Here is a 13,602-nt window from a genome sequence, read left to right as displayed (position 1 = left end):
GGCGCGGCGGGAACGGCTGGTTACGTCGCGCCGGCGTCGAGTGCGCGCAGCCGTTCGGGCGTGCCGACGTCGGCCCAGGTGCCGCGCCAGAGCTGCCCGCCGAGGCGGCCCTGCGCGATGGCCGTGTCGAGGTAGGGGCGCAGGCGGGCCCGGGTGCCGACCGGCAGCGCCGCCATCAGCTCGTGCACGAAGCCGGCGCGGAACACGCCGATGCCGCTCCAGGTGAAGCGATCAGCGTCGGTGCCGGCGCCCACCCGGCCCCCGGCGAGGCCGAAGTCGCCGCGCGGATGCTGCGGCGGGTTGGGCACCAGCCACAGGTGCGCCAGCTCGCCGGGCTGCAGGGCCGCGGCCGTGGCGGCGTCGAAGCGGAAGTCGGGCGCGAACACGTCGGCGGCCACGTACCAGAAGGGCTCGTCACCATCGAGCCGCAGCAGCGGCAGCGCCTTCTTCAGCCCGCCGGCCGTCTCGAGCGCGCCGCCGTGGTCGCGCCCCTCGAGCGACCAGCGGATCGTGAGGCCGAAGCGCGCGCCGTCGCCGAGCGCGGCGACGAGCTGTTCCTCCAGCCAGGCGGTGTTGATCACCACCTCGCGCACGCCACCGCGTGCGAGCGCCTCCAGGTGCCACTCGATCAGCGGCTTGCCGCGCAGCGGCAGCAGCGGCTTGGGGCAGGTGTCGGTCAGCGGCCGCATGCGTTCGCCGCGGCCGGCCGCGAGGATGATCGCTTTCATCCCCGCGGAGTCTAGCGACCGGTCAGTTCAGCGCCGGCCCCAGCCCGATCGGTGCGGGCGCCTGCATCACGATCTTGCTGAACAGCGGCCGGTACAGGTCCGGCGGCTCGTGGCCGGTCAGCGGGTCGCGGTTGGCGAGGAAGGCCTCGTCGAGCTCCTTCCAGTCCTCCTCGGTCAGGTGCTTGAGCGCCAGCGGCAGGATCTGCTCCTCCTCGATCGCCATGTGCGAGAGGTAGAAGTCGATGTAGCGGTCGACCGCGTTCTCGAACGCGGTGCGGCGCGCCTCGCCGAGCACCTCGAAGGCGAGCAGGTCGTGCTCCAGGTCGCGGATCGCCTTCTCGCCGCGCGCGTGGTCGCGGTCCAGCTTGTCGAGCACGGCGGCCACCTCGGGACAGCGGGCGCGGATCTTCGGGAACAGCAGCTCGGTTTCCTTCGTGTGGTGCAGCTTCTCCGGGAATTCGTCGACGTAGAACAGCATCGCGCGCAGCACGCTGAAGTCGGGGAGCGAACCGTGCCGGCGGTGTTCGGCCAGCAGCATGGACAGCGAGCGCAGCATGGCCGAGAGCGCGCCGTGCTCGTCGCGGATGATGGTCAGGCAGGGGTGGCTCATGGCGGCTCCGTGGCAGATCGATTCGATGCCGCCAAGCGTGGCACCGCTGCCGCCTGCGCGGCTTGAGGCGCATCAATCAGGCGCCGGCGCCGGGCGAGCCTCGCACCAGTTCGTGCCGTTCGACGCGCGTCGGCGCGAAGGCCTCGGCCAGCGCCGCCAGCAGTGCCCGCGCGCGGGCCGAGTTGTCTGCGCCGAAGTTGCAGACGTAGACGTCCAGCGTCACCGACCGCTGCTCGGGCCAGGTGTGCACCGCCAAGTGCGATTCGGCCAGCAGCACGACGCCGGTGACGCCCGCCGGCAGCCCGGGCGCCGCGGGGGCGAAGCGGTGGAACAGCTCGCCCACCGGGCTCAGGCCGGCGGCGGCGACACTGCTCAGGCACAGGCGCCGCAGCGCCTCGGGCTCGGTCAGCGCCGGCCGGTCGGCGGCGCAGCCGTACAGATCGGCGGTGAGGTGCAGGCCCTGCATCGCGGCGATTATCGAAGCGGTCCGGCCGGCTGGGTCAAGGTCGCGCCGAGGGTCGCTCGTAGAATTCCCGCTTCCCCCTGCTTTCCGCCGCCGCACGCCATGGATGCCCTCGACACCCGCCCCGCGACCTCCACGACGGCCCTGATGGCCAATGCGATCCGTGCCCTGGCGATGGATTCCGTGCAGCAGGCCAACTCCGGCCACCCGGGTGCGCCGATGGGCATGGCCGAGATCGCCGTGGCGCTGTGGGGGCCGTTGCGCGGGCACCTGCGCCACAACCCGGCGCACCCGCACTGGTTCGACCGCGACCGTTTCGTGCTCTCCAACGGCCACGGCTCGATGCTGATCTACGCGCTGCTGCACCTGACCGGCTACGAGCTGCCGATGAGCGAGCTGCGCAACTTCCGCCAGCTGCACAGCAAGACGCCGGGCCACCCCGAGGTCGGCGTCACGCCGGGGGTCGAGACCACCACCGGCCCGCTCGGCCAGGGCATCACCAACGCGGTGGGCATGGCGCTGGCGGAGAAGCTGCTGGCCGCCGAGTTCAACCGCGACGGCCATTCGATCGTCGACCACCACACCTACGTCTTCCTCGGCGACGGCTGCCTGATGGAAGGCATCAGCCACGAGGCCTGCGCGCTGGCCGGTGCGTGGAAGCTGAACAAGCTGATCGCCTTCTACGACGACAACGGCATCTCGATCGACGGCGCCGTGAAGCCCTGGTTCGTGGACGACACGCCGAAGCGTTTCGGGGCCTACGGCTGGAACGTGATCGCCGGCGTCGACGGCCACGACGCCGACGCGGTGGATGCCGCGATCACGCGCGCCAAGGCCTCGGAGCGGCCCACGCTGATCTGCTGCAAGACGGTGATCGGCAAGGGCGCGCCGAACCGCGGCGGCACCGCCAAGGCGCACGGCGAGGCGCTCGGCGCCGAGGAGATCAAGCTCACCCGCGAGGCGCTCGGCTGGGCGCACGAACCCTTCGTCGTGCCCGAGGAGGCCTACGCGGCCTGGGACGGCAAGGCGCGCGGCGCCGAGCTCGAGGCGGCCTGGGACGCGCGCTTCGCGGCCTACAAGGCGGCGCACCCCGAGCTGGCGGCCGAGTTCGCGCGCCGCATGCGCGGCGAGCTGCCCGCCAGCTGGGCGCAGACCGCCGCCGAGGCGCTGCAGGCGACCCACGCCAAGGCCGAGACCGTGGCCAGCCGCAAGGCCAGCCAGCTCGCGCTCGAGGTGTTCACCAAGGCACTGCCCGAACTGCTGGGCGGCAGCGCGGACCTGACCGGCTCGAACCTGACCAACACCACGTCGACGCCGGCGCTGCGCTTCGACGCCGAGGGCCGGCCCAACGGCGGGCGCCACATCAACTACGGCGTGCGCGAGTTCGGCATGGCCGCGATCCTCAACGGCGTCGCGCTGCACGGCGGCTTCATCCCCTACGGCGGCACCTTCCTGACGTTCAGCGACTACAGCCGCAACGCCATCCGCATGGCCGCGCTGATGCACCAGCGCGTCATCCACGTCTTCACGCACGACTCGATCGGCCTGGGCGAGGACGGCCCGACGCACCAGAGCGTCGAGCATGCCGCCGCGCTGCGCCTGATCCCGGGCCTGGACGTCTGGCGCCCGGCCGACACCGCCGAGACGGTGGTCGCCTGGAGCGCCGCCATCGCCAGCCGCAGCCGCCCGAGTGCGCTGCTGCTGTCGCGCCAGAATCTTCCCTACCTGCCGAAACCCACGCAAGGCACGCTCGACGACATCGCCAAAGGCGCCTATGTGCTGGCCGAGCCAGCCGAGGTCGGGCTCAGGAAGAAGGCACAGGCCGTCATCGTCGCCACCGGCTCCGAGGTGCAGCTCGCGCTGAATGCGCAGCAGCTGCTGGCGGCCGACGGCATCGCGGTGCGCGTCGTGTCCATGCCTTCGACCAGCGTGTTCGACCGCCAGGGCAGCGCGTACAAGACGTCCGTGCTGCCCGAGGGCCTGCCGCGGATTGCGGTCGAGGCCGGCGTGAGCGACTACTGGTGGAAGTACGGCTGCGCCGCCGTCGTGGGCATCGACCGCTACGGCGAGTCGGCCCCGGCCGGCGCGCTGTTCAAGCTCTTCGGCTTCACGGCGCAGAACGTGGCCGACACCGTGCGCGCCGTGCTGGCGCGCCGGCGTTGACGGCCCGCGCGAAAGTTCTCGCCATGTAACCGTCGGCGCGTCACACTTTTCGCCCGCCGCGCCGGCGCATCGCTTCCGACATCCAACCTGGAGGATTCCATGAGCATCAAGATCGGCATCAACGGCTTCGGCCGCATCGGACGCATGGTGTTCCGCGCCGCGGTCCAGAACTTCAAGGACATCGAGGTGGTCGGCATCAACGACCTGCTCGAGCCCGACTACCTCGCCTACATGCTGACGTACGACAGCGTGCATGGCCGCTTCAAGGGCGAGGTCGCGGTCGACGGCAACACGCTGGTCGTCAACGGCAAGAAGATCCGCCTGACCGCGGTGAAGGACCCGGCCGAGCTGAAGTGGGGCGAGATCGGCGCCGACATCGTGGTCGAGTCCACCGGCCTGTTCCTGACCAAGGAGACCTGCCAGAAGCACCTGGCCGCCGGCGCGAAGAAGGTGATCCAGAGCGCGCCCTCCAAGGACGACACGCCGATGTTCGTCTTCGGCGTCAACGACAAGAGCTACAAGGGCGAGGCGATCATCTCCAACGCCTCCTGCACGACCAACTGCCTGGCGCCCGTGGCCAAGGTGCTGAACGACAAGTGGGGCATCAAGCGCGGCCTGATGACCACCGTGCACGCCGCCACCGCGACGCAGAAGACCGTCGACGGCCCGAGCAACAAGGACTGGCGCGGCGGCCGCGGCATCCTCGAGAACATCATCCCGTCGAGCACCGGCGCGGCCAAGGCGGTGGGCGTGGTCATCCCCGAGCTGAACAAGAAGCTCACCGGCATGGCCTTCCGCGTGCCGACCTCGGACGTCTCGGTGGTCGACCTGACCGTCGAGCTGAACAAGGAAGCCACCTACGACGAGATCTGCGCCGAGATGAAGGCGCAGAGCCAGGGCGCGCTGAAGGGCGTGCTCGGCTACACCGAGGACAAGGTCGTCGCGACCGACTTCCGCGGCGAGCCCTGCACCTCGGTCTTCGACGCCGATGCCGGCATCGCGCTGGACAAGACCTTCGTGAAGGTCGTGGCCTGGTACGACAACGAGTGGGGCTACTCCAACAAGGTGCTGGAGATGGTGCGCGTCGTCGCGGCCTGAGCTCCGAGGGCGTGCGGCGCCACACGCCGCAACAAAGCCTTACGCGACAGCGCCTTGCCGGCCCGGCGGCGGCCGGCGGCGCACCCGTAGACTGCGCGGCATGCTGCCGCGCGTCGCGATTCCTGCCCTGCTGGCTGCGCTGGCCCTCGTGGCCTGCGCCGCCGAACCGGTGGCCGGGCCCGGCCCGCTGCGCGTCATGGTGCGCCTGGCGCAGCCGCTGCCCGACGCACCATCCATCGCGCAGGCGGCCACGTCATCCGCCGGCTGCCCGGTGCGTTACCTGTCTGCCAGCGGCACCGACTGGCACGCGCTGGTGATCGAATGCCCGGACGCGGCCGACGGCCCGGCCGCCTTCGAGCGACTGCGTGCCGACCGTTCCCGCTTCAGCGCCGCGCAGATCGATGCGCGCAAGCGCATCGTCTCCCCCACCTACTGAAGGCCCGACCCGAGAGGATTGTTCGATGAAGCCGGTCCGCCGTCTCTGCGCGCTGCTCGCGCTGCTGTCCTGCCTGCCGCTGGCGGCGCACGCGGCGGATGCCCGCGTGATCGTGAAGTACAAGCAGGGCTCGGACCTGCTGCGCAAGCAGGCCCAGTCGGCCGACCAGCTGCCCGCGCTGCGGGCTCAGGCGCTCGGGCAGCGCACCGGCCTGGCGCTGCGCAGCGGGCTGGCCGTCAGCGAGCGCGCGCAGGTGGTGTTCGCCAGCGGGCTGAGCTCCGAGGCGCTGGCGGCGCGCCTGGCCGCCGAAGGCGACGTCGAGTACGCCGTGCCGGACCGGCGCAAGCGCGCCGCGGCGGTGCCGAACGATCCGCTGTACGTGCCCAGCCCGGTGCCGGTGAACGGCCCGGCCGCCGGGCAGTGGTACCTGAAGGCGCCCACCGGCACGCTGCGCTCGGCCATCAACGCCGAGGCGGCCTGGGACCTGACCACGCCGGCGCGGCGCGCCAACGTGGTCGTGGCGGTGCTCGACACGGGCATCCGCAGCGACCACCCCGACCTGGTCGGGAACCTGCTGCCGGGCTACGACATGGTCGCCGACCTCGACATCGCCAACGACGGCAACCGGCGCGACAGCGACCCGCGTGACCCGGGCGACTGGATCACGCTGCAGGAGACGACCACCCCGGGGGGACCGTTCGAGGACTGTTCGTTCGACGAGAACGGCAACCCGGCCGCCTCCGACAGCTCCTGGCACGGCACCGAGGTCGCCGGGCTGATCTCGGCGCTGACCGACAACAACCGCGGCATGGCCAGCGTCGCGCGCAACGCGAAGGTGCTGCCGGTGCGCGTGCTCGGCAAGTGCGGCGGGTTCGACTCGGACATCATCGACGGCATGCGCTGGGCTGCCGGCCTGGCCGTGCCGGGTCTGCCGACGAACCCGAATCCGGCCTGGGTGCTCAACCTGAGCCTGGGCGGCGGCGCCGGTTGCAGCCCGGCGTATGTGGACGTGGTCGACGAACTGCGCAGCGCCGGTGTGGTGATCGTCGCCTCGGCCGGCAACGGCAGCGGCGGCGCCGTGTCCGAGCCGGCCGCCTGCGACGGCGTGATCGCGGTGTCCGGCCTGCGCCACCTCGGCACCAAGGTCGGCTTCTCCGACCTCGGGCCGGAGGTGACGGTGAGCGCGCCCGGCGGCAACTGCGTCAACACCGGCCTGACCGACCCCTGCCTGTACCCGATCCTCACGACCACCAACACCGGCACGCAGGCGCCGGTGACCGACGCCAACGGCGGCTCCACCTACAGCGACGGCCTGCTGCGTCCGACGCTGGGCACCAGCTTCTCCGCCCCGCTGGTGGCCGGCACCGTGGCCCTGATGCTCGCGGTCGAGCCCGACCTGACGCCGGCGCAGGTGCGCTCGATCCTGCGCTCGACGGCGCGCCCGTTCCCCACCAGCGGCGCCGAGCCCGGCACGCCGCAGTGCCACGCGCCCGACGGCACGGTGCAGGAGGAGTGCTACTGCACCACGTCCACCTGCGGTGCCGGCATGCTCGACGCTCGGGCCGCGGTCGCCGGGGCCGCCGCGCCGCCCGCCACGGGCGGCGGTGGTGGTGGCGGGGCGCTCGGTTTCGGCTGGCTGCTGCTGCTCGGCCTGGCGACGCTGGCGCTGCGGCGCGCGCCGCAGTAACGCGCGGAATCAGGAGCCGCAGGGCACGAAGCCGCGGCCGAGCGCATCGGAGCGGATCGCGCCGAGCTGGGCCGCCAGCGCCTTGTCGACCTTGGCCGCACGCAGCACGTGGATGGTGCTGGCCGCATGCAGCTCGGCCACCTTGGCCGGGCGGATGCCGCGCTGGCTGAGCTGTGCCAGCGCCTTGTCGGCCGCGTCGCGGTCGTCGAAGCGGCCCAGCGACAGGCTGCCGGCCAGCTCTTCCGGGGTGTTGAGCACCTCGTAGGCGATGCGTGCGCGCTTGAGCTCCTCGTCGCGGCGCGTCAGCGCCTCGCGGCTGGCGGGGCGCGGCAGCACCACGAGCCAGGCACCGGGACGATCGATCGTCACTTCCACCCAGCTGCCCGGCGGCAGCGGCGGCTGCACGGCGCGCAGCGCGGCCATGGCGGAGATCGACGCGCCGGTGGCGAACGGGCCGGCCTCGAGGCACACCGGCTTGTCGTCCCCTGCGGCCGCAGCGGCCACGCTGGCGGGCGCGGCGGCCGGCCGGGCCGAGGCCGCCGGGGCCGGCGGCAGCACGACGATGGTCTGCGGCCGCACCTGGCGCGCCAGGCGTTCGGGCTCGCGCTGCGCGTCGGGCCGCACGCCGAGCAGGTCGCCCAGCCAGCCCTTGCTCCAGGCGAAGAACAGCAGGTTGGCCGCCAGCAGCAGGAACACCAGGCGCCGCAGCATGGGCTTGTCAGCCCTGCTTGTCGCCGGCGTCCAGCCGTACGCTGACCTCGCCGCTGCCCACCGGCACCTGCTGCCCCGCGCCGGTTTCGACCAGCAGCGCCCCGCGTGGGTCGATGCCGCGTGCGATGCCTTCGGGCACCTCGGCCAGCGTGGTGCGCACCGGGCGGCCGAGCAGCAGGTCGCGCCGCGCATAACCGGCCGCGAAGGCAGCGAAGCCTTCGCGCTCGAAGCGACGCAGCGCGCGCACCAGCGGCAGCGCGACGCGGGCCAGCACGCCGGGCGGGTCGGCCGACGCGTCGAGTTCCTGCACGCAGGCGAAGCCGCTGCTGGTGTCGGTGGTCGGCATCGGCTTGACGTTCAGGCCGACGCCGATCACCGCCAGGCGGCGCGACGCGGCCGAGACCGTCTCGATCAGGATGCCGCCGAGCTTGCGGCCGCCGCCGCCGGCATCACACAGCCAGAGGTCGTTGGGCCACTTCAGGCCGATGCGCGGCGCCGCGCCCGCCTGCGGCGGGTCGAGCGCGTCGGCCAGCGCCAGGCCGACCACCAGCGACAGCCCGGACCAGTCCTGCGCCGCCAGCGGCAGTGCGAGCGAGAAGGTGAGCGAGGCGCCTGGCGCGGACTGCCAGTGGCGCCCCTGGCGACCGCGGCCGCCGGTCTGGTGCTCGGCCACCAGCAGGCAGGGCTGCACGTCGGCCGCGCGGCGCCCGAAGGCGGCGCTCTCGACGCTGTGGTGCACCAGCACCGCATCGCTGTCCGCGCCCGGCCGGCCGACGACGCGGGCGCGCTCCAGCAGCGCGGTGTTGGTCGACGAGCTGCGCTCGACCACCTCGACGCTCAGCCCGGGCAGCTCCGGCAGCAACTGCTGCCACAACTGCTCCGCGCCCCAGTGCATCGGCTCGGTCATGATGGTGTGTTCAGCGTTTGGGCGCCAGCATGGTGCCGCGGCAGGCCTTCGCGCCGCAGCGGCATTCGAACTGCTTCTTCAGCTTCGGCGTGTAGCGCTCGTCGATCACCAGGCCGTAGTCGTAGAACAGCTCCTCGCCGGGCCGGATGGCGCGCAGGGCCTTGATGAAGACGCGGCCGTCCACCTCGTCGGCCTCGCAGTTGGGCTGGCAGGCGTGGTTGATCCAGCGCGCCGCATTGCCGCCGACCTTGGCATCGATGACATGCTTGTCGTCGATGTGGAAGTAGAAGGTGTGGTTCGGGTCGCTCGGGTCGTGCGGATGGCGGCGCAGTGCCTCGGGCCAGGAGATGACCTCGCCCTTGTACTCGATGACGACGTCGCCGCGCGCGATGGGCTGCAGCGCGAACACGCCCTTGCCGTGCACGCCGGAGCGGCGCACCTGGATGCGCCGGCCGCCGGCCTCGGCCGCGGGATGCTGCTTGCCGTTGCTTGCTTGCGCCATCGTTCGGTTTGGGTACATTGAAATCATGGGCGCGCGCGCGTATGCGTGCGCGCGAGAGCCCGGATTGTATTGATGACGCGGAACACGCCCCGGCGGGTGCCGCGCAACCCCTGTCCATGAGCAAGTCACTGATCATCGCCGAGAAGCCTTCCGTCGCGCAGGACATCGTGCGCGCACTCACGCCGTCGGTGGGCAAGTTCGAGAAGCACGACGAGTACTTCGAGAACGAGCGCTACATCGTCACCTCGGCCGTCGGCCACCTCCTGGAGATCAAGGCGCCGGAGGAGTACGACGTCAAGCGCGGCAAGTGGAGCTTCGCGCACCTGCCGGTGATCCCGCCGCACTTCGAGCTGAACCCGATCGACAAGACCAAGAGCCGGCTCAACGCGATCGTCAAGCTCGTCAAGCGCAAGGACGTCGGCGACCTGATCAACGCCTGCGACGCCGGCCGCGAGGGCGAGCTGATCTTCCGGCTGATCCAGCAGCACGCCAAGAGCAAGCACCCGGTCCGGCGGCTGTGGCTGCAGAGCATGACGCCGGCGGCCATCCGCGAGGGCTTCGAGAACCTGCGCAGCGATGCCGATCTGCACGGCCTGGCCGAGGCCGCGCGCAGCCGCTCCGAGGCCGACTGGCTGGTGGGCATCAACGGCACGCGCGCGATGACGGCCTTCAACTCGCGCGACGGCGGCTTCTTCCTCACCACGGTCGGCCGGGTGCAGACGCCGACGCTGTCGATCGTGGTCGAACGCGAGGAGAAGATCCGCAAGCACGTGGCGCGCGACTACTGGGAGGTGCGCGCCACCTTCGCCGCGCAGGCCGGCGAGTACGAGGGCAAGTGGTTCGACCCGAAGTGGAAGAAGAACCCGGACGATGCCGAGCAGCGCGCCGACCGGCTCTGGAACGAGGCCGACGCGCAGGCCATCGCCCAGGCCTGCCGCGGCGAGCCGGCCAGCGTCACCGAGGAGGCCAAGCCCAGCACCCAGGCCAGCCCGCTGCTGTACGACCTGACGACGCTGCAGCGCGAGGCGAACTCGCGCTTCGGCTTCTCCGCCAAGACGACGCTCTCGCTCGCGCAGGCGCTGTACGAGAAGCACAAGGTGCTGACCTACCCGCGGACCGACTCGCGCGCGCTGCCGGAGGACTACCTCGGCACCGTGAAGAGCACGGTCGAGATGCTCGCCAAGGAGGACCTGCCCGGTCCGCTGAAGGCCGCGCTCTCGCCGCATGCCAAGCTCGCGCTGAAGGAGGGCTACGTCAAGCCGACCAAGCGCGTGTTCGACAACGCCAAGGTGTCGGACCACTTCGCGATCATCCCGACGCTGCAGCCCCCGAAGAGCCTGAGCGAGATCGAGGCCAAGCTGTACGACATGGTGGTCAAGCGCTTCCTGGCGGTGTTCTTCCCGTCGGCCGAGTTCCTGGTCACGACGCGCATCAGCACGGTGAAGAACGGCGGCCGCGAGTTCAGCTTCCAGACCAACGGCAAGGTGCTGGTGAAGCCGGGCTGGCTGGCCGTCTACGGGCGCGAGGAGCAGGGCGAGGACGCCAACCTCGTGGCGGTGGCGCCGGGCGAGCTGGTGCGCACGGAAGGCGTGGACGTGCAGGCGCTCAAGACCAAGCCGCCGCCGCGCTACACCGAGGCCACGCTGCTCTCGGCGATGGAAGGCGCGGGCAAGCTGATCGACGACGACGAGCTGCGCGAGGCGATGCAGGAGAAGGGCCTGGGCACGCCGGCCACGCGCGCGGCGATCATCGAGGGCCTGATCCTCGAGAAGTACATGCACCGCGAGGGCCGCGAGCTGGTGCCCTCGGCCAAGGCCTTCCAGCTGATGACGCTGCTGCGCGGCCTGGGCGTGGAGGACCTGACCAAGCCCGAGCTCACCGGCAACTGGGAGTACCAGCTCGCCGAGATGGAGAAGGGCCGGCTGCAGCGCGAGGCCTTCATGGCCGAGATCGCCGCGATGGCCGAGCGCATCGTCAAGAAGGCCAAGGAGTACGACCGCGACACGATTCCCGGCGACTACGCGACGCTCGCGGTGCCCTGCCCGAACTGCGGCGGCGTGGTGAAGGAGAACTACCGCCGCTTCGCCTGCGAGAAGTGCGAGTTCTCGATCAGCAAGATCCCCGGCGGGCGCAGCTTCGAGCTCGACGAGGTGGAGCAGTTCATCGCCAACAAGAAGATCGGCCCGCTGGAGGGCTTCCGCTCCAAGGCGGGCTGGCCGTTCACGGCCGAACTCAAGCTCGCCTACGACGAGGAGATCTCGAACTGGAAGCTCGAGTTCGACTTCGGCGACGACGCGCGCAAGGCCGAGGGCGACGGCGAGCCGGTGGACTTCTCCGGGCAGGAGTCGCTCGGCCATTGCCCCAAGTGCCAGGGCAAGGTGTTCGAGCATGGCACGAGCTACGTCTGCGAGCACGCGGTCGGCGCGCACGTCACCTGCGACTTCAAGAGCGGCAAGATCATCCTGCAGCAGCCGGTGGCGCGCGAGCAGATGGGCAAGCTGCTGGCCAGCGGCAAGACCGACCTGCTGGAGAACTTCGTCTCCAACAAGACGCGGCGCAAGTTCAAGGCCTTCCTCGCCTACGACAAGAAGGAGGGCAAGGTGGTGTTCGAGTTCGAACCGCGCGCGGCCAAGGCACCGGCCAAGAAGGCCGCGGCGAAGAAGGCCAAGGCCTGAGCCCGGTTTGTCGATGGACTGGCCCTGCGTCTCGGCGCACGGCGAGCGCACGCGCCTCGCGCTGAGCGTGGTGCCCAACGCCAGACGCACCGCCATCGACGGCCTGCACGACGGGGCGCTGCGCGTGCGGCTGGCCGCGCCGCCGGTCGACGGCAAGGCCAACGAGGCGCTGCTGCGCTGGCTGGCCGGGCAACTCGGCGTGCCGCGCCGCGGCCTCGAGCTGGTGCGCGGCACGAGCGCGCGGCGCAAGGCGGTGGAGGTCGACGCGCCGCTGCAACATCTGGTTGCATGGCTGGATCGGGCTATGCCCACTCCGTCACGCGAGGGTGGTTCCGATCCGTCCTAGTCTTCGACTGTGGAGAACATCCTGACACGAGCGTTTCGAGCATTGGCCGCAGCCGCGCTGCTGGCCGCGGGGAGTGCCGCGCAGGCCCTGGTGTTCGCCGTCAACGAGGGCGTCACCTACCGCGTGCCGCTCGAGGAGGTGCGCGGCCGCTATTCGGCGATCGCGGCCGACCTGTCCAAGCTGCTCAAGCAGCCGGTCACCATCGAGCCGGTGGGCGACTACAAGCAGCTGCGCGCCGGCCTGGCCGCGAAGCAGTACGACCTGGCGATGATCCACCCCGCGCATGTGTCGATCGGGGCGATCAAGAACAACGGCTACCGGCTGCTGGTCGTCACCAAGGGCTTCCAGCAGTACCGCGCCAGCTTCCTCGTCAAGGCGGATTCGACCCTGAGCTCGCTGGCCGACCTGAAGGGCCGCAAGCTCGGCGCCCCCGACGAGGACTCGATCACCGCCTGGATGGTGCGCGCCACGCTGCGCGACGCGGGCGTGGCGCCGGCGGACGTGGCGATCACCTACACGCGCTACCAGGACGCGGTGCCGTTCTTCGTCGAGAACAACCTCACCACCTCGGGCGCCACCGCGGCCGGCGGCGTGGTCAAGGCCTGGCTGGGCAAGGGCGGCAAGGTGCTGGCGCAGTCCAGGCCGGTGCCGATCAAGCACATCCTGGCCAGCCCGACGCTCGGCGAGGAACAGTCCGCCCGGGTGCGCGAGTACCTGGTCGGCCTGGACGGGTCGGACGAGGGCCGCAAGAAGCTCGAGCCGATCAAGTACAGCGGCTTCGAGCGCTACGACGAGCAGGAGCTGCTCAAGCTCGGCACCTGGCTGGGCCTGTAGGCCACTCGCCCGTCATCACGGCGAGCAGGTCACCGACGCGGTGGCGATCAGCTCCTCGAACAGTGCCATCGAGACCTTGCCCGAGAGCGTGTAGGGGTCGAGCACCGCCTTCTCGGAGTACTTCAGCAGCAGGGCCGGGTTCAGGCGCGACAGGTCGATCACGCCCATCGACCAGCCGGCGAAACGCCGCTCGGCGATCTCGTCGTAGGTCAGCAGCACCACGTCGCGGTGCCGCGGGTCCTGGGCGATGCGGTTGTACAGCGCGCTGACCTGCGAGCGCCCGCCCTCGAGCACCTGCAGGAAGATGCCGCCGGACAGGCACAGCAGCCCGGTGACCCCGGTGCCCGGGTTGTGCTGGCGCGACTTGCGCAGGATCGCGGCCAGTTCCTCCTGGCCCACGCCCTCGGCCGCGCGGCTGGCGTACAGCAGTCTCACGAGCATC

General features: G+C 71.2%; 14 protein-coding genes. 7 read left to right on the top strand and 7 right to left on the bottom strand.

Annotation, left to right across the window (positions count from 1 at the left end; genetic code table 11):
- Positions 1–20: 20 nt before the first annotated feature.
- The 3 genes from murU to speD form a co-directional block, all read right to left on the bottom strand.
- Positions 21–728, bottom strand: a complete 708-nt coding sequence (murU, locus tag D9C15_RS01965; protein ID WP_127995736.1) for an N-acetylmuramate alpha-1-phosphate uridylyltransferase MurU — start codon at positions 726–728, stop codon at positions 21–23.
- A gap of 22 nt (positions 729–750) precedes the next feature.
- Entirely contained in the window at positions 751–1,338 is a 588-nt protein-coding gene (locus D9C15_RS01960) for a hemerythrin domain-containing protein (protein WP_127995735.1), read from the bottom strand.
- 76 nt (positions 1,339–1,414) lie between these two features.
- Positions 1,415–1,804, bottom strand: coding sequence for an adenosylmethionine decarboxylase (gene speD / locus D9C15_RS01955; RefSeq protein ID WP_127995734.1), 390 nt, complete (start codon positions 1,802–1,804; stop codon positions 1,415–1,417).
- 99 nt (positions 1,805–1,903) lie between these two features.
- On the opposite strand from speD, the gene tkt reads away from it, so the two are divergent.
- The 4 genes from tkt to D9C15_RS01935 all read left to right on the top strand — a co-directional run bounded on the left by tkt (position 1,904) and on the right by D9C15_RS01935 (position 7,185).
- Complete coding sequence (gene tkt / locus D9C15_RS01950; protein WP_164886618.1) at positions 1,904–3,964, top strand: transketolase; 2,061 nt, start codon at positions 1,904–1,906, stop codon at positions 3,962–3,964.
- A gap of 99 nt (positions 3,965–4,063) precedes the next feature.
- Positions 4,064–5,062, top strand: a complete 999-nt coding sequence (gene gap, locus D9C15_RS01945) for a type I glyceraldehyde-3-phosphate dehydrogenase (RefSeq protein ID WP_127995732.1) — start codon at positions 4,064–4,066, stop codon at positions 5,060–5,062.
- A gap of 100 nt (positions 5,063–5,162) precedes the next feature.
- Positions 5,163–5,498 carry a hypothetical protein gene (locus tag D9C15_RS01940; protein ID WP_127995731.1) on the top strand — a complete coding sequence of 112 codons (336 nt, stop codon included), beginning with the start codon at positions 5,163–5,165 and terminating at the stop codon, positions 5,496–5,498.
- A 25-nt stretch (positions 5,499–5,523) separates the two neighbouring features.
- Positions 5,524–7,185 carry a S8 family peptidase gene (locus D9C15_RS01935; protein ID WP_164886617.1) on the top strand — a complete coding sequence of 554 codons (1,662 nt, stop codon included), beginning with the start codon at positions 5,524–5,526 and terminating at the stop codon, positions 7,183–7,185.
- A 9-nt stretch (positions 7,186–7,194) separates the two neighbouring features.
- On the opposite strand, the gene D9C15_RS01930 is transcribed toward D9C15_RS01935, so the two are convergent.
- From D9C15_RS01930 to D9C15_RS01920, 3 genes are read right to left on the bottom strand one after another with little or no spacing between them, the layout of a single operon-like run.
- Positions 7,195–7,896: a hypothetical protein gene (locus tag D9C15_RS01930; RefSeq protein ID WP_127995729.1), complete on the bottom strand. Its 702-nt coding sequence runs from the start codon at positions 7,894–7,896 to the stop codon at positions 7,195–7,197.
- Between the two features lie 7 nt (positions 7,897–7,903).
- Complete coding sequence (locus D9C15_RS01925; protein ID WP_127995728.1) at positions 7,904–8,803, bottom strand: biotin--[acetyl-CoA-carboxylase] ligase; 900 nt, start codon at positions 8,801–8,803, stop codon at positions 7,904–7,906.
- Positions 8,804–8,813: 10 nt separating this feature from the next.
- The gene (locus D9C15_RS01920; RefSeq protein ID WP_127995727.1) at positions 8,814–9,305 is read right to left on the bottom strand and encodes an SET domain-containing protein; all 492 of its coding nucleotides are present in this window, start codon (positions 9,303–9,305) and stop codon (positions 8,814–8,816) included.
- Between the two features lie 116 nt (positions 9,306–9,421).
- On the opposite strand from D9C15_RS01920, the gene D9C15_RS01915 reads away from it, so the two are divergent.
- Genes D9C15_RS01915 through D9C15_RS01905 form a run of 3 tightly spaced genes read left to right on the top strand, consistent with a single transcriptional unit; the run spans position 9,422 to position 13,160 of the window.
- Positions 9,422–11,980: a DNA topoisomerase III gene (locus tag D9C15_RS01915; RefSeq protein ID WP_127995726.1), complete on the top strand. Its 2,559-nt coding sequence runs from the start codon at positions 9,422–9,424 to the stop codon at positions 11,978–11,980.
- Positions 11,981–11,993: 13 nt separating this feature from the next.
- Positions 11,994–12,326: a DUF167 domain-containing protein gene (locus D9C15_RS01910; RefSeq protein ID WP_127995725.1), complete on the top strand. Its 333-nt coding sequence runs from the start codon at positions 11,994–11,996 to the stop codon at positions 12,324–12,326.
- Positions 12,327–12,368: 42 nt separating this feature from the next.
- Positions 12,369–13,160 (top strand): phosphate/phosphite/phosphonate ABC transporter substrate-binding protein, encoded by a 792-nt coding sequence (locus tag D9C15_RS01905; protein WP_240668251.1) that lies wholly within the window; start codon positions 12,369–12,371, stop codon positions 13,158–13,160.
- Positions 13,161–13,175: 15 nt separating this feature from the next.
- Here the strand turns inward: D9C15_RS01905 and D9C15_RS01900 are convergent, their stop codons facing one another.
- Positions 13,176–13,601, bottom strand: coding sequence for a BLUF domain-containing protein (locus D9C15_RS01900; RefSeq protein WP_127995724.1), 426 nt, complete (start codon positions 13,599–13,601; stop codon positions 13,176–13,178).
- Position 13,602: the final 1 nt, after the last annotated feature.

The organism is Piscinibacter defluvii (assembly GCF_004011805.1).
Taxonomy (GTDB): domain Bacteria; phylum Pseudomonadota; class Gammaproteobacteria; order Burkholderiales; family Burkholderiaceae_C; genus Piscinibacter; species Piscinibacter defluvii.
The sequence above is the reverse complement of the archived record's forward strand: the minus strand, read 5'-3'. Positions and strand labels throughout refer to the sequence as shown.